Annotated in this window: 22 protein-coding genes; 14 read left to right on the top strand and 8 right to left on the bottom strand. The window is 66.6% G+C overall.

The window, feature by feature from the left end; genetic code table 11:
- The first annotated feature begins 17 nt into the window (after nt 1-17).
- From AABM56_RS01395 to rsd, 8 genes are all read left to right on the top strand, one after another.
- Nucleotides 18-1094, top strand: coding sequence for a sensor histidine kinase (locus tag AABM56_RS01395; RefSeq protein WP_133860446.1), 1077 nt, complete (start codon nt 18-20; stop codon nt 1092-1094).
- Between the two features lie 4 nt (nt 1095-1098).
- Nucleotides 1099-1845: a LytTR family DNA-binding domain-containing protein gene (locus AABM56_RS01400; RefSeq protein WP_007161369.1), complete on the top strand. Its 747-nt coding sequence runs from the start codon at nt 1099-1101 to the stop codon at nt 1843-1845.
- A gap of 100 nt (nt 1846-1945) precedes the next feature.
- Nucleotides 1946-2884 (top strand): hydroxymethylbilane synthase, encoded by a 939-nt coding sequence (gene hemC / locus AABM56_RS01405; RefSeq protein ID WP_347883799.1) that lies wholly within the window; start codon nt 1946-1948, stop codon nt 2882-2884.
- Nucleotides 2881-3639, top strand: coding sequence for a uroporphyrinogen-III synthase (locus AABM56_RS01410; protein WP_133860448.1), 759 nt, complete (start codon nt 2881-2883; stop codon nt 3637-3639). The genes hemC and AABM56_RS01410 overlap by 4 nt, the downstream gene beginning before the upstream one ends.
- 17 nt (nt 3640-3656) lie before the next feature.
- Nucleotides 3657-4823, top strand: coding sequence for a uroporphyrinogen-III C-methyltransferase (locus tag AABM56_RS01415; RefSeq protein WP_133860449.1), 1167 nt, complete (start codon nt 3657-3659; stop codon nt 4821-4823).
- Nucleotides 4820-6028, top strand: a complete 1209-nt coding sequence (locus tag AABM56_RS01420; RefSeq protein WP_133860450.1) for a heme biosynthesis HemY N-terminal domain-containing protein — start codon at nt 4820-4822, stop codon at nt 6026-6028. Before AABM56_RS01415 ends, AABM56_RS01420 begins: the two co-directional genes overlap by 4 nt.
- 88 nt (nt 6029-6116) lie before the next feature.
- Nucleotides 6117-6602, top strand: coding sequence for a disulfide bond formation protein B (locus AABM56_RS01425; RefSeq protein WP_133860451.1), 486 nt, complete (start codon nt 6117-6119; stop codon nt 6600-6602).
- Nucleotides 6603-6903: 301 nt separating this feature from the next.
- Nucleotides 6904-7380, top strand: coding sequence for a sigma D regulator (gene rsd / locus AABM56_RS01430; protein WP_347883800.1), 477 nt, complete (start codon nt 6904-6906; stop codon nt 7378-7380).
- Here the strand turns inward: rsd and AABM56_RS01435 are convergent.
- Nucleotides 7377-7841 carry a TIGR02444 family protein gene (locus AABM56_RS01435; protein ID WP_133860453.1) on the bottom strand — a complete coding sequence of 155 codons (465 nt, stop codon included), beginning with the start codon at nt 7839-7841 and terminating at the stop codon, nt 7377-7379. The genes rsd and AABM56_RS01435 overlap by 4 nt on opposite strands.
- 47 nt (nt 7842-7888) lie before the next feature.
- Here AABM56_RS01435 and AABM56_RS01440 point away from each other — a divergent pair, with 47 nt between their 5' ends.
- From AABM56_RS01440 to rhtB, 3 genes are read left to right on the top strand one after another with little or no spacing between them, the layout of a single operon-like run.
- A complete protein-coding gene (locus tag AABM56_RS01440; RefSeq protein WP_133860454.1) occupies nt 7889-9796 on the top strand; it encodes an ATP-binding cassette domain-containing protein in 1908 nt (635 codons plus the stop codon).
- Nucleotides 9796-10374 carry a mechanosensitive ion channel family protein gene (locus AABM56_RS01445; RefSeq protein ID WP_133860455.1) on the top strand — a complete coding sequence of 193 codons (579 nt, stop codon included), beginning with the start codon at nt 9796-9798 and terminating at the stop codon, nt 10372-10374. The genes AABM56_RS01440 and AABM56_RS01445 overlap by 1 nt, the downstream gene beginning before the upstream one ends.
- Before the next feature lie 4 nt (nt 10375-10378).
- The gene (gene rhtB / locus AABM56_RS01450) at nt 10379-11014 is read left to right on the top strand and encodes a homoserine/homoserine lactone efflux protein (RefSeq protein WP_133860456.1); all 636 of its coding nucleotides are present in this window, start codon (nt 10379-10381) and stop codon (nt 11012-11014) included.
- A gap of 9 nt (nt 11015-11023) precedes the next feature.
- Here rhtB and AABM56_RS01455 read toward each other — a convergent pair whose 3' ends face one another.
- Entirely contained in the window at nt 11024-11788 is a 765-nt protein-coding gene (locus AABM56_RS01455; RefSeq protein ID WP_133860457.1) for an SDR family NAD(P)-dependent oxidoreductase, read from the bottom strand.
- 101 nt (nt 11789-11889) lie between these two features.
- Between AABM56_RS01455 and AABM56_RS01460 the strand changes: the two genes are divergently transcribed.
- Nucleotides 11890-12351 carry a YaiI/YqxD family protein gene (locus AABM56_RS01460; RefSeq protein WP_133860458.1) on the top strand — a complete coding sequence of 154 codons (462 nt, stop codon included), beginning with the start codon at nt 11890-11892 and terminating at the stop codon, nt 12349-12351.
- A 14-nt stretch (nt 12352-12365) separates the two neighbouring features.
- Here AABM56_RS01460 and AABM56_RS01465 read toward each other — a convergent pair whose 3' ends face one another.
- Both AABM56_RS01465 and AABM56_RS01470 read right to left on the bottom strand, forming a co-directional pair.
- Nucleotides 12366-14486, bottom strand: a complete 2121-nt coding sequence (locus AABM56_RS01465; protein ID WP_133860459.1) for a bifunctional diguanylate cyclase/phosphodiesterase — start codon at nt 14484-14486, stop codon at nt 12366-12368.
- Nucleotides 14487-14603: 117 nt separating this feature from the next.
- Nucleotides 14604-15158, bottom strand: coding sequence for a DedA family protein (locus AABM56_RS01470; protein WP_133860460.1), 555 nt, complete (start codon nt 15156-15158; stop codon nt 14604-14606).
- Nucleotides 15159-15421: 263 nt separating this feature from the next.
- Here AABM56_RS01470 and hemB point away from each other — a divergent pair, with 263 nt between their 5' ends.
- Both hemB and ppk1 read left to right on the top strand, forming a co-directional pair.
- Complete coding sequence (gene hemB / locus AABM56_RS01475; RefSeq protein WP_133860461.1) at nt 15422-16444, top strand: porphobilinogen synthase; 1023 nt, start codon at nt 15422-15424, stop codon at nt 16442-16444.
- 9 nt (nt 16445-16453) lie between these two features.
- Nucleotides 16454-18682 (top strand): polyphosphate kinase 1, encoded by a 2229-nt coding sequence (gene ppk1, locus AABM56_RS01480; RefSeq protein ID WP_133860462.1) that lies wholly within the window; start codon nt 16454-16456, stop codon nt 18680-18682.
- A 956-nt stretch (nt 18683-19638) separates the two neighbouring features.
- On the opposite strand, the gene ppx is transcribed toward ppk1, so the two are convergent.
- The 4 genes from ppx to AABM56_RS01500 all read right to left on the bottom strand — a co-directional run bounded on the left by ppx (nt 19639) and on the right by AABM56_RS01500 (nt 23281).
- Entirely contained in the window at nt 19639-21138 is a 1500-nt protein-coding gene (gene ppx / locus AABM56_RS01485) for an exopolyphosphatase (protein ID WP_133860463.1), read from the bottom strand.
- A 112-nt stretch (nt 21139-21250) separates the two neighbouring features.
- Nucleotides 21251-21982 carry an amino acid ABC transporter ATP-binding protein gene (locus tag AABM56_RS01490; protein ID WP_133860464.1) on the bottom strand — a complete coding sequence of 244 codons (732 nt, stop codon included), beginning with the start codon at nt 21980-21982 and terminating at the stop codon, nt 21251-21253.
- Entirely contained in the window at nt 21969-22619 is a 651-nt protein-coding gene (locus tag AABM56_RS01495) for an amino acid ABC transporter permease (RefSeq protein WP_178083884.1), read from the bottom strand. Before AABM56_RS01495 ends, AABM56_RS01490 begins: the two co-directional genes overlap by 14 nt.
- Nucleotides 22616-23281: an amino acid ABC transporter permease gene (locus tag AABM56_RS01500; RefSeq protein WP_133860466.1), complete on the bottom strand. Its 666-nt coding sequence runs from the start codon at nt 23279-23281 to the stop codon at nt 22616-22618. The genes AABM56_RS01495 and AABM56_RS01500 overlap by 4 nt, the downstream gene beginning before the upstream one ends.
- Between the last annotated feature and the right edge of the window lie 4 nt (nt 23282-23285).

Raw genomic sequence — 23285 nt, forward strand, 5'->3', positions numbered from 1 at the left:
TGACCCACACTGCCTCCATGATACTCGAACGCCGCAAAACTCCCCGACCGGTCAAGGTCGACGACTTCTTCGTCCCGGCGCTCTGCGAACCGGAAGCCCTGCTCGTGCTGGTGGTGCTAGCTGAGCTGCTGGTCCTCGTCCTAGTGCTGGCAGAGCCCTTCACCCTGCAGTTCAACTGGATCCGCCTGGCGCTGGTGTCGCTGTTCGTGCAGTGGATCGTGCTGCTGTCGGCGGCGCTGCTCTGTCGCCTGCGGCCCTGGCTGGCACGCCATAGACCGGTGGTGGCGGGCGGCTTCTGCTGCGCCATCGTGGTGGCCCTGACGCTGCTCTGCACCCTGGTGGCCGACTGGCTGCAGCTGGCCGGACCGCTGCAGCGGGTCGGCGAGGTGCGGCTGTACATGAGACACGCGCTGATCGCCCTGATCATGTCCATGCTGCTGCTGCGCTACTTCTGGCTGCAGAGCCAGTGGCGCCGCCAGCAGCAGGCCGAATTGCAGGCGCGCATCGAGTCGCTGCAGGCGCGCATCCGCCCGCATTTCCTGTTCAACAGCCTGAACAGCATCGCCAGCCTGGTCGCCCTGGACGCCGACAAGGCCGAGCGTGCGGTGCTGGACCTGTCGGCACTGTTTCGCGCCAGCCTGGCCCAGCCGGGCAGCCGGGTACGCTGGTCCGAGGAGCTGGAACTGTCGCGGCGTTATCTGGAGATCGAGCGCCTGCGCCTGGGCGATCGCCTGCAGCTGCAGTGGGACGTGGACGGAGTGCCGGCGGACCTGCCGATTCCCCAGCTGACGCTGCAGCCGCTGCTGGAAAACGCCCTGATCTATGGCGTCGCGCCGCGCATCGAAGGCGGCCTGGTGACCATCTTCGCCACCTACCGGGACGGGGTCTTCGAACTGGTCATCAGCAATCCCTATGACCCGGAGGTGGAGCAGCAGCCACGCCCACCCAAGGGCACCCGTCAAGCTTTAAGCAATATCGAGGCGCGATTGACGGCACTTTTCGGACCAGCTGCGAGTCTCAAAATCGAACGCCGCGACCAGCGGCATACAACGTCTCTTCGCTATCCATGCGAGCGACTCATGCGGGAAGCCTGAGCTTATGAATGTCCTGATCGTCGATGACGAACCCTTGGCGCGCGAGCGTCTGGCCCGTCTGGTGGGGCAACTGGACGGTTATACCGCCCTGGAGCCAACAGCCACCAACGGTGAGGAAGCCCTCGCTTTGGTCGAAAACCTCAAGCCTGACATCGTCCTGCTCGACATCCGCATGCCGGGTCTGGACGGCCTGCAGGTGGCCGCGCGACTCTGCGAGCGCGAATCGCCGCCCGCGGTGATCTTCGTGACCGCCCACGACGAATACGCGCTCGACGCCTTCCAGGTCAGCGCCGTGGGCTATCTGGTCAAGCCGGTGCGGCAGGAAGACCTGGCCGCTGCGCTGAGCAAGGCCCAGCGTCCCAACCGGATGCAGCTGGCTGCCCTGACCAAGCCGCCGGCCAGTGGAGGCCCGGGTCCGCGCAGCCACATCAGCGCGCGCACCCGCAAGGGCATCGAGCTGATCCCGCTGGACGACGTGGTCTACTTCATCGCCGATCACAAGTACGTGACCCTCAGGCATTCCGGCGGCGAAGTGCTGCTGGACGAGCCGCTCAAGGCGCTGGAAGACGAATTCGGCGAGCGCTTCGTGCGCATCCATCGCAATGCGCTGGTTTCCCGCGAGCGCATCGAGCGGTTGCAGCGGACGCCCCTGGGTCACTTCCAGCTGTTCCTCAAGGGCATGAACGGCGACGCCCTGACCGTCAGCCGCCGCCATGTGGCCGGTGTGCGCCGCCTGATGCACAGCATCTGACACGTTCATGGGCCGACGACCGGTTCGCAGCGCGAAAGCGGCGCCGGTCGATTTGCTATCATGGCCGGCAATCTGACGTCCTGACGTGCCGGTAATGCCCATGCCCCGCGAAATTCGTATCGCCACGCGCCAGAGTGCCCTGGCCCTCTGGCAAGCCAACTTTGTCAAAGACCGCCTCGAAGCGGCGTATCCGGGTCTGCGGGTAAGCCTGCTGCCGATGATCAGTCGTGGAGACAAGCTGCTCGATGCGCCGCTGGCCAAGATCGGTGGCAAGGGCCTGTTCGTCAAGGAACTGGAAAACGCCCTGCTCGACGGCAGCGCCGACATCGCCGTGCACTCCATGAAGGATGTCCCCATGGAGTTTCCTGCAGGCCTCGGCCTGTACGCCATCTGCGAGCGGGAAGACCCGCGCGATGCCTTTGTCTCCAATCGCTACAGCGGTCTTGCCGAATTGCCCCGGGGCAGCGTGGTGGGGACATCCAGCCTGAGGCGCCAGGCCCAGTTGCTGGCCCTGCGCCCGGATCTCGAGATCCGCTTCCTGCGCGGCAACGTCAATACCCGGCTGGCCAAGCTCGATGCCGACAACTACGACGCCATCATCCTGGCCGCCGCCGGACTGATCCGCCTGGGCTTCGCCGCGCGCATCCGTGAATACCTGACTGTCGAGGACAGCCTGCCGGCAGGTGGCCAGGGCGCCGTGGGCATCGAGTGCCGGACCGACGATGCCGAGGTCCATGCGCTGCTCGAACCCCTGCACCATTTCGACACCGAACGCCGGGTCGCTGCCGAGCGCGCCCTGAATCGCCGTCTCAATGGCGGCTGCCAGGTGCCCATCGCCTGCTATGCCGTGCAGCAGGGCGAGTTGCTCTGGCTGCGCGGTCTGGTCGGCCAGCCTGATGGCGGCCTGCTGCTGCGCGCCGAGGCCCGCGGCCCGCTGAACGATCCCGCCACCCTTGGCGTGGCGGTGGCCGAGGACCTGCTCGCCCAGGGCGCCCAGGACATCCTCGATGCCGTCTACGGGACCAGCGGCGCATCATGAGCGGCTGGCGGCTGCTGCTGACCCGGCCGGCGGAGGAGAATCCACCGCTCGCCGCCGCCCTGGCCCAGGCGGGCATCGCCACTGCCAGCCTGCCCTTGCTGGACTTGCAGCCGCTGGCGGAAACGCCCGCACAGCGCTCGCTCTGGCTCGATCTCGATCGCTATGCCGCCGTGCTGGTGGTGAGCAAGCCGGCGGCTCGTCTGGGTCTCGCCGCCCTCGATCAGTACTGGCCGCAACCGCCGCTACAGGCCTGGTTCGCCGTAGGTGCGGCCACTGCCGCCGTGCTCGAAGACTATGGGCTGCTGGTGCACCACCCCCAGCGTGAGGACAGCGAAGGCCTGCTGGCCCTGCCGGCCTTGCAGGAAGCCCTGCAGCGCCCGGAGCCCGAGGTGCTGCTGCTGCGCGGCGAGGGCGGCCGCGACCTGCTGGTCGAAACCCTCACCGCCCGCGGCGCCCGCGTCGAGGTGCTCGAACTCTATTGCCGCCAGTGCCCGGAGTACCCCGCAGGGCAGGTCCTAGAGACCCTGGCAGCGGAACGCCTGAATGCCATCATGGTCAGCAGTGGGCAGGGTTTCGCGCATCTGCAGGCCTGTGCGGGTGCGGATTGGCCCGCGGTGCGCCGTTATCCCCTGCTGGTACCCAGCGCCCGTGTTGCCGAACTGGCTCGCGCCAGCGGCTGCGAACTCATCATCGAGTGCCAGGGCGCCAGCGCCAGTGCCTTGATCGCCGCGCTTGCCCATCACCATCCGGATTGACCCTACAAGGAATTCCCGTGAGCGAAACTCAAGCCCCCCGCGCCGACGACGTCTCCCCCGATCCAGTCGTGACCCCTGCCTCGCCGTCGCCATCACCGCCACCGGCAGGCGTGCGCCGCAAGGGCTCGGGCAAGGCGTCCGGCCTGGCGCTGCTGGCCCTGCTGGTAGCCGCCGGTGGCCTGGGCGTCGGCGGCTGGAGCGTCTGGCAACTGCAGCAGGTGCGTCAGGCCGAGCAGAGCCAGGCCGCCCAGGCCGAGGATCTGCGCAGCCAGCTGCGCCAGCTGGAAAACCGCAACCAGGCGTTGAGTGCCGATCTGGGCCGCCTGCCCTCGGCCAACGAACTTGAAGAGCGCCGCCGTCAGCTGGCCGAGCTGCAGGGTGACCAGCAGCACCTCGCCGAGCAGTTCAAGGAGGTGGTCGGCCAGAGTCGCCAAGCCTGGCGCCTGACCGAAGCCGAGCACCTGCTGCGCATGGCGACCCTGCGCATGACCGCGCTACAGGATGTGCCCAGTGCCCAGAATCTGCTGCAGGGCGTCGATGACATCCTCAAGGCGCAAAACGATCCGGCCGCCTTCAACGCGCGTCAGCAGGTGGCCAATGCCCAGCAGACCCTGCGCCAGTTGCCCGATCTGGATCGTACCGGGCAGTTCGTCCAGCTGGCCTCGCTGCGTAACCAGGTGCAGAGCCTGGAGCCCCTGCCGCCACGCTTCTCCACCACGGTGGCCGACCAGCCCGGCGTGGAAAAGGCCGCGGTCCCGCCGAGCAATGCGTTGCAGCAATGGTGGCAGGATTTCCGCCAGCGCATCTCCAGCTACTTCCGCATCGACTTTTCCGCCGATCAGCCGATCCGTCCGCTGCTGGCCGAGGAGTCCCTCGCCCAGGTGCGCCTGGCCATGAGCCTGGCGCTGGAGCAGGCGCAGTGGGCCGTGCTCAACGGCAATCAGGAGGTCTATCGACTCTCCATCGAGCAGGCCGAAGACGTCCTCGCCGCGCACTTCAACAACCAGAATCCCGACAGCCGTGCGGTCAAGCTGCGTCTGCAGGAGCTGGCCGAGCGTCCGGTCACCTTCGAAGCGCCTGACCTGACCCCGGCCCTGACCGCGCTGCAGGCCTACATCGCTCAGCGTCAGCAAATCCAGCCGAACAATGCCGCCGCCGGCGCGGCTCAGGAGAATCGCCCATGAAGCGCCTGTACCTGCTGTTCCTGTTCGCCCTGCTTGTCGGCCTGGGTGTCGCCGTGGTGCTGGCCAAGGAGCCGGGCTACGTCCTGCTGTCCTACAGCAACTTCCGCTACGAATCGAGTCTCTGGGCCTTCCTGGCCATGCTGGTGGCCGCCTGGCTGGCGCTCTACATCCTCAAGCTGGTGCTGGGCGCCCTGGGTCTGACCGGCAAGGTGCTCAATCCCTGGTCGCGGCACAATCGCCAGCGCCGCCTGGAGCAGGCTCGCCACAAGGGGCAGCTGGAACTGGCCGAAGGCAACTGGAGCGGTGCCCTCAAGCATCTGAAAGGCGCCGCCGAGCACGCCGACCAGCCGCTGTTCGTGCTGCTGGGTGCTGCCCGCGCCGCCAACGAGCTGGGTGACCTGGAAGAACGGGATCGCCTGCTGCGCCAGGCCCGCGAGCGCGAGCCCCAGGCCGAGCTGGCCATCGGCCTGCAACAGGCGCGGCTGCAGATCGACCGGGGCCAATACCTGGAAGCCCGCGACAGCCTGGCGCCGTTGCAGGCCAAGTATCCGAAGAATGGCGAGGTGCTGCTGCAACTGCAGCGCCTGCAGGTGACCCTGCGCGACTGGCCGGCGCTGATCGCCCTGCTGCCGCAATTGCGCAAGCAGCAGGTGCTACGGCCCCAGGAGCAGGATGACCTGGAACGCAAGGTCTGGATCGCCACCCTCGATGAGGTTCCCGCCCAGGGCGCGGAATCGGCGGTGGATGCCCAGTGGCAACAGGTGCCCACGGCGCTCAAGGGCGATGCCGCAGTGGTACTGGCCTATGCCCGTCAGCTGCGCGCCATCGGCCGCGACGATCTGGCCGAGGAGGTGCTGCACATTACCCTCAATCGCCAGTGGGACGAGCGCCTGGTGGAGCTCTATGGCCAGCTGCGTCCGCGCGACGCCAGTCGCCCGTTGCACCATGCCGAGGGCTGGCTCAAGGACCGACCCCAGGACGCGGTGCTGCTGCTGGCCCTGGGCCGGCTGTGCATGAACAACCAGCTGTGGGGCAAGGCGCGCGAATATCTGGAGCGCAGCCTGGCGCAGCGGCCGTCCGCGGTCACCGCCGGTGAACTGGCCCGGGTGGCCATCCAGCTGGGCGATGTGAACCGCAGCCAGCAGCTCCTGCAGAGCCAATGGCGCGAGTCCGACGCCTCTTCGCTGCCGACGCCCAGGGTCTGACGGCACGCCTCGTCTGCCCGGGTCCTTGAAAGGTGCCCGGGCTTTCACTACCGTAACGTCCCAATTCCCTGTTGGAGACGGCGCGTCCGTGACTAGTCCCCGCTTCATCTTCCTGTTCATGGCCGCCACCTGCGCGGTGCTCATGGGCGTCGGTCTCTATCTCGAACACGTGGTCGGCCTCGAACCGTGCCCGCTGTGCGTCATGCAACGGATCTTCTTCATCCTGGTCGGGGTGGTGGCGCTGATCGCCGGCATCCAGGCACCGGGCAAGCGTGGGCGGCGCATCTATGGCGTGGTCCTGCTGCTGCTGGCCGCGGCCGGTGCCGCCACCGCCGGCCGCCAGGTCTATCTGCAGACGGTCCCGGCGGAGGAGCTGGCAGCCTGTCTGCCGAGCCTGGACTACATGATGCAGGCGCTGCCCTTCCAGGAGATCATCCGCCTGGTCCTGCACGGCACCGCCGACTGCGCCGAGGTCAACTGGACGCTGTTCGGTCTGAGCATCCCGGAATGGAGCCTGCTGGCCTTCGTGCTGCTCATGGCCCTGAGCCTGGTCAAGGTCTTTCGCCGTCGCTAGTGTGGTGTTTCTGACGTTCGCGCAAGAATGGGCGAGTGAGTTTCGTGCGGTTCGGCGCCCAGAGTGGGCCGGGTGCCGGACGAGTCATGGCAGGGCTGTGGCGGGAGGGGCAGCGACGTCCAAGACGGTCCGCCGCTGCGGACAGGAAGCGCCGCCAAAACTGCGTGGTTAACTTCTGAAACGCCACTTTGGCCTTTCTCCGAGCAACGGCACTCGCCTGGCGAGACGATGTCGGTATAGTTCCTGATAACCCCCGGGCGCCTGCGCCCGGACCGTATCGCCCGTATAGAGAGCTGCCGTCATGCTAGAAACCTGCCGCAATGCCCAGGAACGCTGGGGTGGGGTCCACCAGCTGATCGACCGCTGGCTGATTGCCCGCCGCGAGCTGGTGACCGCCTACGAAACCCTGGACATGGAGCCCCTGCTGGGTCCGGTGCGCGAGGTCGGTGAACTGGAGCGACTCTGCGACATGCTGGTCGACTACATGTCCACCGCGCATTTCGAGATCTACGAGCAACTGGTGGCCGAAGCCCGCGAATTCCAGGACGAGCGCGCCATCGAGTTCGCCGACAGCGTCTATCCGCGCCTGCAGGCCCTGACCGACGCCGCCCTGAACTTCAACGACAGATTCGAGCGCGGGGCCTACCGGGACCCGGGTCTGCTGACCATCGAACTCAAGCTGCTGGGCGAAACCCTGCGCGAGCGCTTCGAGCTGGAAGACTGCCTCATCGAGGTGCTGCACACCTCGCACCAGCAACCGCGTCTGGCTTCGCTCTAGACGCGGATCATCCGCGCCGCCTCGGCCAGCAGGTCGAGGTCCGCGGCGGCTGCCTCGCGCGGTGTCAGCGCATGCAGCCAGGTCTCCGAGTCCTGAGCAGCGCGACATGGCCAGTGCGCGGCCAGGTGGGCCAGGCGAGCGAGCTGTTCACGTTCCGCCGCCAATTCCAGTCCCTTGAGCTGCTCGCGCAGTGCCGCCAGGCTTTCGTCCGCGCCGGACGCGGCCTTCCAGGCCTGCCGTAGCTGGCGCAGTGGACGCACCACCGTGTCCTGCCAGTGCTGCGAGGCACGCTGCAGCCGCGCCAGTCCTTCGCTGTCGAGGGCGCAGGCGCGCCGATCCAGCCAGAGCGCCGTCAGCACCAGGCAGACATCGGCGCCAGCCTCCTGCAGACGCAAACAGGCGCCTTCCACGCCGGGCCGGGCGTATACTGCCAACGCGAATTCCCACAGGTCCTCTTGCATGTCCGCCTCCCCGTTCGTGGGTGGTGGAGCTGCTACACTCCGCCGCCATGATCCGACTACAGAACCTTACTCTACAGCGTGGCCCCCAGCGTCTGCTCGAAAGCGCTGAGCTGACCCTGCATCCCGGCCAGAAAGCCGGTCTTATCGGTGCCAATGGTGCCGGCAAATCCAGTCTTTTCGCCCTCCTGCGCGGCCAGCTCGGTGCCGACGCCGGCGACTGCCACATCCCGGCGGCCTGGCGCATCGCCCACATGCGCCAGGAGGTGGACACCCTGGAGCGGCTGGCGGTGGACTATGTGCTGGATGGCGACATCGACTTGCGCCGCATCCAGCGCGAGCTGGCAGCCGCCGAAGCGGCCCAGGACGGCAATGCCCTGGGTCGGCTGCACGCCGACTTCGAGGCCGCCGACGGCTATACCGCCGATGCCCGGGCGCGCAAGCTGCTGGCCGGTCTGGGCTTCACCGCCGCGCAGATGGAACGCCAGGTCGGCGATTTCTCCGGTGGCTGGCGGATGCGCCTGAACCTGGCCCAGGCGCTGATGTGCCCTTCGGACCTGCTGCTGCTCGACGAACCCACCAACCACCTGGATCTGGACGCCATCCTCTGGCTGGAAGACTGGCTCAAGGGCTATCCCGGCACCCTGATCCTGATCTCCCACGACCGCGACTTCCTCGATGCCGTGGTCGATCACGTGGTGCACCTGGACCAGCAGAAGCTGGTGCTCTATCGCGGCGGCTATTCCAGCTTCGAGCGCACCCGCGCCGAACGCCTGGCGCAGCAGCAGCAGGCCTATGACAAGCAGCAGGCCCAGCGCGCCCACATGGAGAAGTACATCGCCCGCTTCAAGGCCCAGGCCACCAAGGCGCGCCAGGCACAGAGCCGGATCAAGGCCCTGGAACGCCTGGAAGAGCTGGCGCCGGCCCATGTCGACTCGCCCTTCGAATTCGTCTTCCGCGAGGCGGACAAGCTGTCCAGCCCGCTGCTCGACCTCGCCGAAGGCCGGCTCGGCTATGGCGAGACCACCGTCCTGCACCCGGTCAAGCTGCAGCTGACGCCAGGTGCGCGCATCGGTCTGCTCGGCCCCAACGGTGCCGGCAAGTCCACCCTGATCAAGACCCTGGCTGCCGAGCTGGAACCTCTCGGTGGCCGCCTGCAGCGCGGCGAGAACCTGGCCATCGGCTACTTCGCCCAGCACCAGCTCGATTCCCTGGACGCCAAGGCCAGTCCGCTGCTGCACCTGCAGCGCATTGCCCCCGGCGAGCGCGAGCAGGGTCTGCGTGACTTCCTTGGCGGCTTCGACTTCCGCGGTCCGCGCTGCGACGAGGTGGTGCTGAATTTCTCCGGTGGCGAGAAGGCCCGGCTGGCCCTGGCGCTGATCGCCTGGCAGAAGCCCAACCTGCTGCTGCTGGACGAACCCACCAACCACCTGGACCTGGACATGCGCCTGGCGCTGACCCTGGCGCTGCAGGAGTTCGCCGGGGCGGTGCTGGTGGTCTCCCACGATCGTCATCTGCTCAAGAGCACCACCGACGAATTCCTGCTGGTGGCCGATGGCAAGGTGCAGGCCTTCGACGGCGACCTGGACGACTACAGTCGCTGGCTGGTGGATTTCCGCGCCCGGCAGGAGCCCGTGTCGGACGGCGACGCGGCGGTCGACAAGACCGATCGCAAGGCCCAGCGCCAGGCCGCCGCCGCCCTGCGCCAGCAGCTGGCACCGCTGAAAAAGGCCGCCGACAAGCTGGAAGTCGAGCTGGGCAAGCTGCAGGAAAAGCTCGCCACCCTGGAAGCCCGCCTGGGTGACAGTGGACTCTACGACGCCTCCCGCAAGGAGGAGCTGCGCCAGGCGCTGGCCGACCAGGCCACGGCCAAGACCCGCGAAGCCGAGCTGGAAGAGCAGTGGCTGGAGGCCCTGGAGCGGCTGGAAGGTCTGCAAGCCGAACTCGAGGGGGCCTGATGACGCAGTGGCTGTACACCTGGCTGCCGGGTTGGGGCGACTACCTGCTGGTGGCCGGTCAGGTGGCCCTGGTGCTGCTGCTCGGCTACGTGCTGCAGCGCATCGTGGCCCGCGCCGTCACCGGCCTGGGCGAACGCTATCCGCTGCCACCGCAGATCGTCCTCGGGCTGCGCGGCGTCCTGCGCTGGCTGATCATGGGCAGTGCCATCCTGATGGCGCTGGAGCGTTTCGGCGTCTCCGCGGCGGTGCTCTGGACGGCCATTTCCGGTTTCGTCGCGGTGGCCGCGGTGGCCTTCTTCGCCATCTGGAGCGTGCTTTCCAACCTGTTCTGCGCGGTACTGATCTTTACCGTCGGCCCCTTTCGCCTGGGCGATCGCATCGAGGTGCTGGACGCGTCGGACAAGCCGGGCATCAAGGGTCGGGTGGTGGCCATCAACATGCTCTTCGTGACCCTGCAGGAACTGGACGACAACCAGGAAGCCACCCTGGTGCAGATCCCCAATACCCAGTTCTTCCAGAAGTCGGTCCGCCGCTGGCGCGATGCCGATGGCTCCTTCGATTTCCATCTCGACAGGTGAATTCATGAGTCTGCAGGTCTGGACCGGTTTCTTCATTGCCTGCTGGATGATCAGCCTCTCGCCGGGGGCGGGCGCCGTTGCCTCCATGAGCGCAGGCGTCAACCACGGTTTCCGGCGTGGCTACTGGACGGCGCTGGGCCTGCAACTGGGCCTGGCGCTGCAGATCGCCGTGGTCGCCGTGGGCGTCGGCGCCTTGCTGGCGGCCTCGCAGCTGGCCTTTACCCTGATCAAGTGGTTCGGCGTGGCCTATCTCGCCTACCTGGCTATCCGCCAATGGCGCGCGGCGCCGCTGGACCTGGGTGAGCAGCTGGTCGGCGAACGTCTGCCGCCGCGAATCGGCGCCCTGGTCATGCGCGGCTTCCTGGTCAACGTGAGCAATCCCAAGGCGCTGATCTTCCTGCTCGCGGTGTTGCCGCAATTCGTCGATCCCCACGCGCCCCTGGCTGCGCAGTATCTGCTCATCGGGGTGACCATGGTCACCGTCGACCTGATCGTGATGGCCGGCTACACCGGTCTGGCCGCCCGGGTGCTGACCCTGCTGCGCACGCCAAGGCAGCAGCGCATCACCAACCGGGTGTTCGCCAGCCTCTTTCTCGCCGCGGCGGCGCTGCTGTCCACGGTGCGCCGCGCCGCGGTCTGAAGCCGGGCGCTACCAGACCACCGACTGGCCCTGCCAGTCCCAGAAGCTGCCGGTCTCGGCCGGTGTCCGTGCAGCCAGTACTTCCAGCAGACGGTCTGCCGCATAGGCTGGGGTGAACAGCCTGTCGGCCGGTACCCGGGCCTGGAAGGGCCGGGACAGCGCCGTGTCGGTGGTGCCAGGGTGCAGGGCCAGCACGCAGCTCTGCGGATTGAGCCGGGCGAGTTCGATGCTGGCGCAGCGCAAGCCCTGGTTGAGCGCGGCCTTGGCCATCCGATAGCCGTACCAGCCGCCCAGCTGGTTGTCGCCGATGGAGCCGACCCGCGCCGAGAGCGCGGCGATCTGACAGGGGTGCTGGCCCTTGAGCAGCGGCGTCAGCTGGCGGATCAGCAGCAGCGGCAGCACGGCATTGGCCAGATAGCTTTCCAGCAGTCCGGCCTGGTCCACCTGCGCCAGACTCTTCTCGGCGCGCGCCCGTGTGCCCTGCAACAGACCCGAGGCGCACAGCAGCAGATCCAGGCGGAGCGTCTCGTCAGCCAGGCGGGCCGCCAGCTCGGGCTCGGCCAGCGGATCGACGTCGAGGCGGCGCAGACGCGGGCCATGGCGCCGCTCCAGCGCGGTCAGACCGGCATGCCCCTCGGCCTGACGGGCGCAGGCCCAGACCCGCGCGACGTCGTCGCGGGCCAGCAACTGGTCGCACAGGGCCAGACCGAGGCCGCCGGTGGCGCCATACACCAGGACCTGGGCGGGCTGCTCCAGGCGTTGCCAGAAGGTCATGGGAGACTCCAGTCAGATCGCTATCCCTGTCGGACCGCGCCGCCACGCTGGGGTGCGCCGCCGCAGCGCGGTATCCTGGGCTTTTGCCGGAGAAATCCCCCGTGATCCTGTGGATCGATGCCGATGCCTGTCCGCGCGCCGCCAAGGAGCTGGTCTGCAAATTCGCCCTCAAGCGCAAGCTGGAGGTGGTGCTGGTGGCTGGCCAGCCACAGATCAAGCCGCCCTTCGCCTGTGTGCGCCTGGTGGTGGTGCCCAGTGGCCCCGACGCCGCTGACGACCATCTGGTCGAGCAGGCGCAGCCCGGTGACCTGGTGATCTGCAGTGACATTCCCCTGGCCGACCGGCTGGTGAAGAAGGGCGTGGTCGCCCTCGATCCGCGTGGCCAGGAATTCGACGAGCGCAACATGAGCCAGCGCCTGGCCATGCGCAATCTGATGACCGATCTACGCGACCAGGGCCAGATGGGCGGCGGCCAGGCCGGCTACGGCGAACGTGATCGCCAGGCCTTCGCCAATGCCCTGGATCGGCTGCTCACCCGCCTCCAGCGCGGCGCTGCTGGCTAGGCACGGAGCCTCGCCTAGGCCGGGACGGCCGCGAGGGCGGGTTGCTGCAGCCAGCTGCGCAGTTGCGGCAACGGCATGGGCCGGCCGAACAGATAGCCCTGCATGAAGTTGCAGCCGTTGGCCTGCAGGAACTGGCGTTGCTCGCTGGTTTCCACCCCTTCGGCGACCACGTTGAGGCCCAGCTTGTGCGCCATGGCGATGATCGCCGCGGCGATGGCCATGTCGTTGCTCTGCTTGGGAATGGTGCGAACGAAGGCGCGATCGACCTTGAGCGAATCCACCGGCAGCCGGCTCAGATAGGCCAGGGATGAATAGCCGCTGCCGAAGTCGTCGATGGACACCCGCACGCCCAGGGTACGGATCTCGCCGAGTACCTCGACGGCCACGTTGAGACTGTGCATCAGGGCGTTCTCGGTCACCTCGAGGATCAGCGCCGACGCCGGCAGGTCCTCGGCCTGCAAGGCCCGGGCGATGGCTTGGGGCAGCAGGCGATCGCTCAGATTCAGTGCCGAGCAATTCACCGAAACGCGCAGCTCCGCATGACCCTCACGGTGCAGTTGGGCGAGATCGGCGCAGGCCTGGCGCATGACCCAGCCATCCAGGTCGGCGATCAGTCCGGTTTCCTCGGCGACGCGCACGAAGCGTTCGGGGCTCAGTGGGCCCAGGACCGGATGCTGCCAGCGCACCAGCGCTTCCAGAGCCACCGCAGCACCGTCCGGATCGACGATGGGCTGATAGGCCACATGCAGGCCACCCTGGGCCAGCGCATGGCGCAGGTCCATCTCCAGGCTGAGCAGGTCGTCGGCATCGCGTTGGAGGTCGGTGGTGAATCTCTGGCTGCGATTGCGTCCGCTGCGCTTGCAGTGGCCAACCGCAAGGCCCGCACTGCGCAGCAACTGGCCGGCGTTGGCGCCGTCCTGGGGATAGTGGGCGATACCCAGGCTGAAGGTCATGGCGATGCGCTGCCCGGCCAGCTCGAAGGGCGGGCGCAACTGCTCCATCAGGCGCATGGCCAGGGGCTGGCTGTCGCCGCGCTGGCCGAGCGGCAGCAACAGGCTGAATTCGTCGCCGGCATAGCGGGCCAGCGGCAGGTCGTTGTCGAGCACCGCACGGATCCGCTGCGCCATCTGGATCAGCAATTCATCGCCGAGGGCGTGGCCGAGGCTGTCGTTGATGCGCTTGAAGTGATCGATGTCCAGCATCAGCAGGGCGAATTGCTCTCCGGTGCGTGCCTGGCCGATGGCGCGGTCGACGGTCTGGATGAAACTGCCGCCGTTGAGCAGGTGGGTGAGGGGATCGTGCAGGGTGATCTGATCGAGGGTGGTCGAGACCCGCTCCAGCCGCAGGCGCTGGGCATTGAAGCGTTCGCCGGCCCAGGCGGCGAGCAGGCCGACCATGATGATGAACAGGGTGCCGAGGGCGATGCCCATGCCCAGCTCCAGGTGCTGATTCACTTCCGCCAGGCCGTCGGGTTCGAAGCCGATGGGCACGGAGAGGGTGAGGGCGGCCATGCCGGTGAAGTGCATGGAGACGATGGCGAAACCCAGGACCAGGCTCCCCAGCAGGCGCAGCCAGAGGGTCCTGAGGCCGGTCCTGCCGCGCAGGCGGAAGGCCAGCAGCAGGGCGCCCAGGGAAGCCAGGCTGGCGACCACCACCGAGACCACCACCAGCAGCGGATCATAGAGCTGTATGGCGACCGACTGCATGGCCAGCATGCCGGTGTAGTGCATGGTCGCGATGCCCAGGCCGGCGGCCAGGGCCGCGAGCAGGTACTGTGGTGTGGTCAGGGACTCGCGCCCGATCAGGTGCATGACCGTGTAGGACACGGCGACGGCGATCAGCAGCGAGGCCAGGGTCTGCAGCGGCGCATAGTGCACATGGATGCCGATCTTGAACGACAGCATGGCCAGGAAGTGCATCGACCAGATGCCCCCGCCCAGGGCGACGGCGCCGATCAGCTTGGCCAGCTCGCTGCTGCGGCGGGAGCGACTGTTGGTCACCCAGTCGGCCATGGCCAGGGCGGTGTAGCCGGCGGCGCTGGCGATCAGGTACGCCAGGACCACGAGCAGGCTTTCGTACTCGTTGGCAGCCAGGATCTGATGGCCGGGAGGCAGCAGGGTGGAGAAGTTCAGCATGCTCTATCGCCAGCGTGCACACGAGGTTTCGGGAGAGGTTGATGCTCAGGGCATCGGCAGTGGTAGCCGGGCCTTTAATTCGTTCGATGGACGTACCGGTTAGGGGGCTGCCTGCCGTCAGGCCTTGGGCGTGCGGCTGCGGCGCCACAGCCAGAGCAGCAGGCCGATCACCACCAGGCCGCCCAGCACCATCAGTTCATACCGCTTGAGATTGCCCAGCACTCCTTCGAGGACGGCGCCGAAGTGAAAGGCGGCATAACCCAGCACCGTGGCCCAGACGATGGCGCCGATGCCGTTGAGGATCAGGTAGCGCGCCGGCGGATAGCCCGACAGGCCGATCGCCACCGGCATCACCGTGCGCAGGCCGTAGACGAAGCGAAAGCTCAGCACCCAGAGATCCGGATGGCGCCGGATGTGCGCCAGCGCCTTTTCGCCGGCGGCTTCCCACTTGGGTTTGCGCGCCAGCAGCTTGCGCCCATGGCGCCGGCCGAGGAAGTACCAGAGCTGATCGCCGGCATAGCTGCCGCAGAAGGCGACCAGGATGACGGTCTGGATGTTCATGTAGTCGCGGAAGGCCAGGAAACCGGCCAGTACCAGAATGGTTTCGCCCTCGAAAAAGGTGCCGAGAAAAAGGGCGAAATAGCCGAAATCGTGGAGGAATTGTTGGAGCATTCGGCGCTACACGAGGTGAATAAAGATGGCGCAGCCTACCCCGGTTGGCGTCTGGAAAGAAAGTGTGACGGACTTCCGTCCGCCGGGTGCCAGGCGGTCAGGCAGGGATTTCACTGCGACCCTGTGTCACGCCGGGTCCAGCCGGCGTCTGCCTTGGATAGCACCTATAGGCACACCATATTGTCATCTGCTGTTACCAATCGGTCATGATTGTGGCCTATAACCCATCACACTGACCCGTGATCCGGGTCTGGGAGTCGATCGTGAGTTTTACCCCCATCAACCGTAGCTACCCTGCCACTCGCATGCGCCGTCAGCGCCGCGACGAGTTTTCCCGTCGCCTGATGCGCGAGCATGTGCTGACGGTGGATGACCTGATCCTGCCGGTCTTCGTGCTCGATGGCGAAGGCCGTCGCGAGGCCATTCCCTCGATGCCCGGCGTGGAGCGGCTGTCCATCGACCTGCTGCTGGAAGAGGCCGCCGAACTGGTGGCGCTGGGGATTCCCGCGGTTGCGCTGTTCCCGGTCACGCCCGCCGAGCGCAAGTCGCTGGACGGCGCCGAGGCCTACAACCCCGACGGTATCGCCCAGCGCGCCACCCGTGCCCTGCGCGAGCATTTCCCGGAACTGGGGGTGATCACCGACGTGGCCCTGGATCCCTTCACCACCCACGGCCAGGACGGCATCCTCGACGAGCGCGGCTACGTGCTCAACGACATCTCGGTCGAGGTGCTGGTCAAGCAGGCGCTGTCCCATGCCGCTGCCGGGGCCCAGGTGATCGCCCCGTCGGACATGATGGACGGTCGCATCGGCGCCATCCGCGCCGCCCTGGAAGACGCCGGCTATCACAACGTGCAGATCATGGCCTACTCGGCCAAGTACGCCAGCGCCTACTATGGACCTTTCCGTGACGCCGTCGGCTCGGCCGCCAACCTGGGCAAGGGCAACAAGGCCACCTATCAGATGGATCCGGGCAACAGCGACGAGGCCCTGCACGAGATCGCCGGCGACCTGGCCGAGGGCGCCGACTCGGTGATGGTCAAGCCGGGCATGCCCTACCTGGACATCGTCCGCCGGGTCCGCGAGGAATTCCGCGTGCCGACCTTCGTGTACCAGGTGAGCGGCGAGTACGCCATGCACATGGCCGCGATCCAGAACGGCTGGCTGTCCGACGCCGTGATCCTCGAATCGCTCCTGGCCTTCAAGCGGGCCGGGGCCAACGGCATCCTCACCTATTTCGCCAAACGCGCCGCCCAACAACTTCGCCAGGGGCCTTCGCGTTCCTAAGGAGCTTCAATGAGTAGCCAGGGTTTCGTCGAAACCGATCTGCAACAGCCCGTCACTGCCGAGTCTCTGGAGACGCCGGAGGAGGCGATCGCGACAGACGTCGAGGTGCAGCCGTCCGCGCCCGTGCTCGAGGTGCCTGCCGCGCCCAGCGTGCCGGCGGCCAACGTGGACGACAGCAGCCTCTACATCCATCGCGAGCTGTCGCAGCTGCAGTTCAACATCCGCGTGCTGGAGCAGGCTCTCGACGAATCCTATCCGCTACTCGAGCGCCTCAAGTTCCTGCTGATCTTTTCCAGCAACCTGGACGAGTTCTTCGAGATCCGCGTGGCGGGCTTGAAGAAGCAGATCGCCTTCGCCCGCGAGCAGGCCGGGGCCGATGGCCTGCTGCCGCACCAGGCGCTGGCGCGCATCAGCGACATCGTCCACGGCCAGGTGGACCGGCAGTACGCCATCCTCAACGATGTCCTCTTGCCGGCCCTGGCCGAGCAGCGGATTCGCTTCATCCGCCGTCGTTACTGGGACGTCAAGATCAAGGCCTGGGTGCGCAAGTTCTTCCGCGACGAGATTGCGCCCATCATCACCCCCATCGGCCTGGACCCGACCCATCCCTTCCCGCTGCTGGTGAACAAGAGCCTCAACTTCATCGTCGAGCTGGAGGGCATGGACGCCTTTGGTCGCGACTCGGGTCTGGCCATCATCCCGGCGCCACGCCTGCTGCCGCGGATCATCCGGGTGCCGGAGGAAGTCGCGGGCCCCGGAGACAACTACGTCTTCCTGTCCTCGATGATCCACGCCCACGCCGACGATCTCTTCCCCGGCATGAAGGTCAAGGGCTGCTTCCAGTTCCGCCTGACCCGCAACGCCGATCTCTCGGTGGACACCGAGGATGTCGAAGACCTGGCGCGTGCCCTGCGCGGCGAGCTGTTCTCCCGTCGCTACGGCGATGCGGTGCGGGTCGAGGTGGTGGACATCTGCCCGAAACACCTCACCGACTACCTGCTCAAGCAGTTCAATCTGGGCGAGAGCGAGCTGTACAAGGTCAACGGCCCGGTCAACCTGACCCGGTTGTTCTCCATCACCGGGCTGGACAGCCATCCGGAATTGCAGAGCGCTCCCTTCACGCCGACCATTCCCAAGCTGCTGCAGAAGAAGGACAACCTCTTCAACGTGCTGGGCAAGCTCGATGTGCTGCTGCTGCACCCCTTCGAGTCCTTCACTCCGGTGATCGACCTGATGCGCCAGGCCGCCAAGGACCCCAACGTCCTGGCGATCAAGCAGACGCTCTACCGCAGCGGCGCCAACTCCGAGATCGTCGACGCCCTGGTGGACGCGGCACGCAGTGGCAAGGAGGTGACCGCGGTCATCGAATTGCGCGCGCGCTTCGACGAGGAGTCCAACCTGCAGCTGGCCAGCCGCCTGCAGCAGGCCGGCGCCGTAGTCATCTATGGCGTGGTGGGCTTCAAGACCCACGCCAAGATGATGCTGATCCTGCGCCGCGAGAACGGCGAGCTGCGCCGCTATGCACACCTGGGCACCGGCAACTACCACGCCGGCAACGCCAAGCTGTACACCGACTACAGCCTGCTGACCGCCGATGTGGCCCTCACCGAGGACGTGCACAAGCTGTTCAACCAGCTGATCGGCATGGGCAAGACCCTGCGCATGAAGAAGCTGCTGCACGCGCCCTTCACCCTGAAGAAGAACCTGCTGGAGATGATCAACCGCGAAGCGTTGGCGGCCAGCGAGGGACGGCCGGCGCAGATCATGGCCAAGGTCAACGGCCTCACCGATGCCAAGGTCATCCGCGCCCTCTACAAGGCCAGCCAGGCCGGGGTGAAGATCGACCTGGTGGTGCGCGGCATGTGCTGCCTGCGCCCCGGTGTACCGGGCGTGTCCCACAACATCCAGGTGCGCTCCATCATCGGCCGCTTCCTGGAGCACAGCCGCATCTACTACTTCCTCAACGGTGGCGACGAGAAGCTCTATCTCTCCAGCGCAGACTGGATGGAGCGCAACCTCGACATGCGCGTCGAGACCTGCTTCCCGGTGGAAGGCAAGAAACTCATCACCCGGGTCAAGAAGGAGCTGGAAGGCTACCTCACCGACAACACCCAGGCCTGGGTGCTGCAGGAAGACGGCAGCTACGTGCGGCAATCGCCGACCGGCAACCAGAATGCCCGCAGTGTGCAGGCGACGCTGCTGGAGCGGTTGGCCAGCCCGGTGGTGAATACCCGCTGAGACAGTCCGGGCCCATGTCGACGTGGGCCCTGGTCGGTTTCGTAGGTTGGGTTGAGCGGGAGCGAAGCCCAAAGGTGCGGGGCGCTTAATTCTGCGCCTTGAGTATTACGGTGCCTTAGCTACTTATCGCGCTTTGCCGGTACCTCTTGTTTCGCCCACCCGGGCGACTCACTATTCTTTGTTTGCGCAAAGAAAAGTAAGCAAAAGAAAGCGCACCCCAACGTTTCGGCCCTCCGCTACGCTCCGGATACTCTCGTCCCGGCGCCGTGGCAGGGGCACGGCACGAAGGGGCTTCCTGTCTTTCGCGCCTTGCTCGGCGTCCTGCCTCGCAACCCCCGCCATGACACCGGAACTCGGCCTCACTGACGGGAACGGAGCGCAAGCCTGAGGCTTGGGTGTTCACAGGTATAGCGTGGAAAACCGCGTAGCGTTTTCCACTGGCGTGTGACGCAGATCTCTGTGGACAAGGCTTCGCCGTTGTCCACGCTACGGGCTACGGCTTTTTGTGGCTATTCAACCGACACTTTCAGGCTGGCGAATCGCCCCGGTCAGGAGGGCGAACGCCAGTGTCGTGGAGCGGGTCGAGCCGCATGGATGCGGCGAGAGGCCTGCACGGGCCATGGCCGGCCCGTGCAGGCCGACCCCGGAACGGCGCTGGTGTGAGCGAAACGTAGCGTAGCGGAGTAGCAGCCTCAGGCTGGCCCGAAGGGCGAGCAACGCGAGTCACCCGCAGCGTAGCGGAGGGCCGGATGTCCGGGGCAAGCGCTTTTGCTTACTTTTGTCCGGGACGCGTAGTCCGGGGCGCGCAGCCGCGTTTGAAAAGAATCGCCCGGGTGGGCGAAACAAGAAACATCAGCAAAGCTCGATGAACAGCCAGGGCACTTACAAAACCTAGGGTGCAGAGTTGCACATGCAACAGTTGGGCTTCGCTCCCGCTCAGCCCAACCTACGAAAAATCAGCGCACGCTCAACCTGTATCCCACCCGCTCCAGCCACTGCGCCTCCTGCTCGAAGTCGGCCTGGGTCAGGGGGTTCTCCGCCAGCCAGCCATCGGGGAATTGCACGTCCAGACTGCGCTCGCCGGCGCTGAGCTGGACATCCGGAATGCTCTTGTGGCGGATGTGGTGGAAGAGGATGGCGTAGCGCAGCAGCAGCGTCAGGCGCAGCAGCGGCTCGCCTTCCGCGCCCAGCTCCTGCAGGCGCTCCAAGGGAATGTTGCGGCGATGGCCGCGTACCAGCAGCGCCAGGGCCTGCTGGTCGCGGCGGGAGAAACCGGGCAGGTCCGAGTGCTCGATCAGGTAGGCGCCATGCTTGTGGTACTGGTAGTGGGCGATGTCCAGGCCGACGCCGTGCAGGCGCGCCGCCCAGCGCAGCAGTTCGGCATGATTCTCGTCGGTCAGGGCCCAGGCCTCGGCGACCTGTGCCAGGGACTTCAGGGCGCGCTTTTCCACCCGTTCGGCATGGCGCTGATCGACGTGGTAGCGCTCGGCCAGGGCGTTGAGGGTACGCTCGCGGACGTCCTCGTGGCTGTGCCGGCCGATCATGTCGTAGAGCACGCCTTCGCGCAGGGCGCCTTCGGAGAGGTGCATCTCCTGCAGCTCCAGGGCCTTGAACAGGGCTTCGAGGATGGCCAGGCCGCCCGGCAGGATGGCGCGTCGATCCGGCTTCACGCCGTCGATGTTGAGCAGGTTGATGTCGCCCTGCTTGAGCAGCTTGCGCTTGAGCCACTCGATGCCATCCGGGGTGATCTCGCCATTGCCGCGGCCGGCGGCCTGGATCGCCAGGGCCACCGCGCGGATGGTGCCGGAAGCGCCCAGGGCCTGGTGCCAGCCCATCTCGCGCAGGCCCTGGTCGATGTTCATCAGTTCCAGGCGGGCAGCGGTGTAGGCGCGCGCGTACTGGGCGGCGGTGATCTTGCCGTCAGCGAAGAATCTCTTGGTGAAGCTGACGCAACCCATCTGCAGGCTCTCGCGCTGCAGGGTCTCGAAGCGCTGGCCGATGATGAATTCGGTGCTGCCCCCGCCGATGTCGGTCACCAGGCGGCGTCCGGGCACATCGGGCATGGAGTGGGACACGCCCAGATAGATGAGGCGGGCTTCTTCGCGACCGGAGATGACCTCGACCGCATGGCCGAGCACGGCTTCGGCGCGCTGGATGAATTCGCCGCGGTTGCGCGCTTCGCGCAGGGCGTTGGTGCCCACCACCCGCACGGCGCCGCGCGGCATGCCGGCGATCAGCTGGGCGAAGCGGCGCAGGCAGTCCAGGCCGCGCTGGATGGCCTCTTCGCTGAGCAGACGCGACTCGTCCAGGCCGGCGGCCAGCTGGATCTTTTCGCCCAGTCGCTCAAGGATGCGGATCTCCCCGTGGGAATGGCGCGCCCGGACGATGTGAAAGCTGTTCGAGCCCAGGTCGATGGCGGCGATCAGTTCGTGGGGTTCGGCTGGCGAAGGCTGCATCTGGAGGCTCTCGGCGATAAACCGCGCCATCGTGCCAGCTAGCCGGTGACGGCTTCAAGCGCACAGCGGTTACGGTTGCGCAAAGTGGCAGAAAAAATAGGGTTTTTCCGCCTCAGGAAGCCACCTGGCCGATGAACTGGGCCAGTTCCGGTGTCTGCGGGTGGGCGAACAGCTCCTGGGGAGGACCGCTTTCGTGGACCTTGCCCTGGTGCATGAACACCAGCTTGTCGCCGACCTCGCGGGCGAATCTCATCTCGTGGGTGACCATGATCAGCGTCATGCCCTCGCGGGCCAGCTGCTTGACCACCGCCAGCACCTCGTTGACCAGCTCAGGATCCAGCGCCGAGGTGATTTCGTCGCACAGCAGCACCTTGGGCGACATGGCCAGGGCGCGGGCGATGGCTACCCGCTGCTGCTGACCGCCGGAGAGGCGGTCCGGATAGCTGTCGAATTTCTCCGCCAGGCCGACCCGATCAAGCATCTGCCGCGCCAGGGCGCGGGCCTCGTCCTTGCTGGTCTTCTTGACCACCTGGGGCGCCAGCATCACGTTCTCGCCCACGGTCAGGTGCGGAAAGAGGTTGAACTGCTGGAAGACCATGCCGACCTTCTGCCGCAGCGAGCGGAGATTGACCCGGGCGGCGTCCAGGTATTCGCCGTCCACCTCGATGACGCCGTCGTTGATGGATTCCAGACCGTTCAGGGTGCGCAGCAGGGTGCTCTTGCCCGAACCGCTCTTGCCGATGATGGCCACTACCTGGCCTTCCTCGACGGTCAGGTCGATGCCCTTGAGCACATGGTGGTTGCCATAGTGTTTGTGCAGGGCGGTCACTCTAAGCAGCGGCATGCAGTCTCCTTTCCAGCCAGCGTGCGGCCAGCGACAGCGGATAACAGAGGATGAAATAGCCCAGGGCCGCGAGGCCGTAGACGGTGAAGGGCTGGAAGGTGGCATTGGCGAGCATGCCGCCGATCTTGGTCAGCTCGGTGAAGCCGATGATGGAGGTCACCGCGGTACCCTTGACCACCTGCACCGAGAAGCCCACGGTGGGCGCCACGGCGATGCGCAGGGCCTGCGGCAGGATCACGTGGCGCAACTGCTCGAAGCGGCTCATCGCCAGGCTTTCCGAGGCTTCCCACTGACCGTGGGGAATGGCTTCGACGCAGCCCCGCCAGATCTCGGCGAGATAGGCACTGGTGAACAGGGTCAGGGCCAGGCCGGCGGCCAGCCAGGCGGGGACTTCCAGACCCAGCAGCGACAGGCCGAAGAAGGTCAGGAACAGTTGCATCAGCAGCGGGGTGCCCTGGAACAGCTCGATGTAGCCGCGCGCCAGCAGGCGTAGCGGCCGGAGCGTCGAGTTGCGCGCCAGCAGGACCAGTGCGCTGGCCAGGCCGCCAAAGAGGAAGGCCGCCAGCGACAGCACCAGAGTCAGGCCGAGGCCGCTGGCCAGGCTGCGCAGGATGTCGGCGAGAGTGAAGTCCATCAACGCCTCCTGACGATGAAGAAGACGCCCAGCCAGTGCAGCGCCTGACGCACGCCAATGGCCATGAGCAGATAGATGAGGGTGGTCAGCAGATAGGTTTCGAAGGCGCGGAAGTTGCGCGACTGGATGAAGTTGGCGGCAAAGGTCAGCTCCTCGGTGGAAATCTGCGAGCACACCGCCGAGCCCAGCATCACGATCACCAGCTGGCTCGACAGCGCCGGCCAGACCTTGGCCAGGGCCGGACGCAGGATCACGTAGCGCAGGGTTTCGAAGCGGGTCATGGCCAGGGCCGCCGCCGCTTCCAGCTGGCCCCGCGGTATCGCCTGGATGCCGGCGCGGATGATCTCGGTGGAATAGGCGCCGAGGTTGATGACCATGGCCAGCACCGCCGCCTGGCCGGCTTCGATCCGCACCCCGATGGAGGGCAGGCCGAAGAAGATGAAGAACAGCTGGATCAGGAAGGGCGTATTGCGGATCAGCTCGACGTAGACCCCGAAAGCCTGGGCGAAGGGCTTCAGGCGCCAGGCGCGGCAGGTGGCACCGACGATGCCGATGAGGATGCCGAAGAAGCCACCGATCACCGTCAGCTCAAGGGTGTAGAGCGCTCCCTTGAGCAGCAGGTCGCTCTGCGCGAGCACGGGCTGGAAGTCGAACTGATACGCCATGGCG

It is taken from the genome of Pseudomonas aestiva, assembly GCF_039908605.1.
Classification (GTDB): Bacteria; Pseudomonadota; Gammaproteobacteria; order Pseudomonadales; family Pseudomonadaceae; genus Chryseomonas; species Chryseomonas aestiva.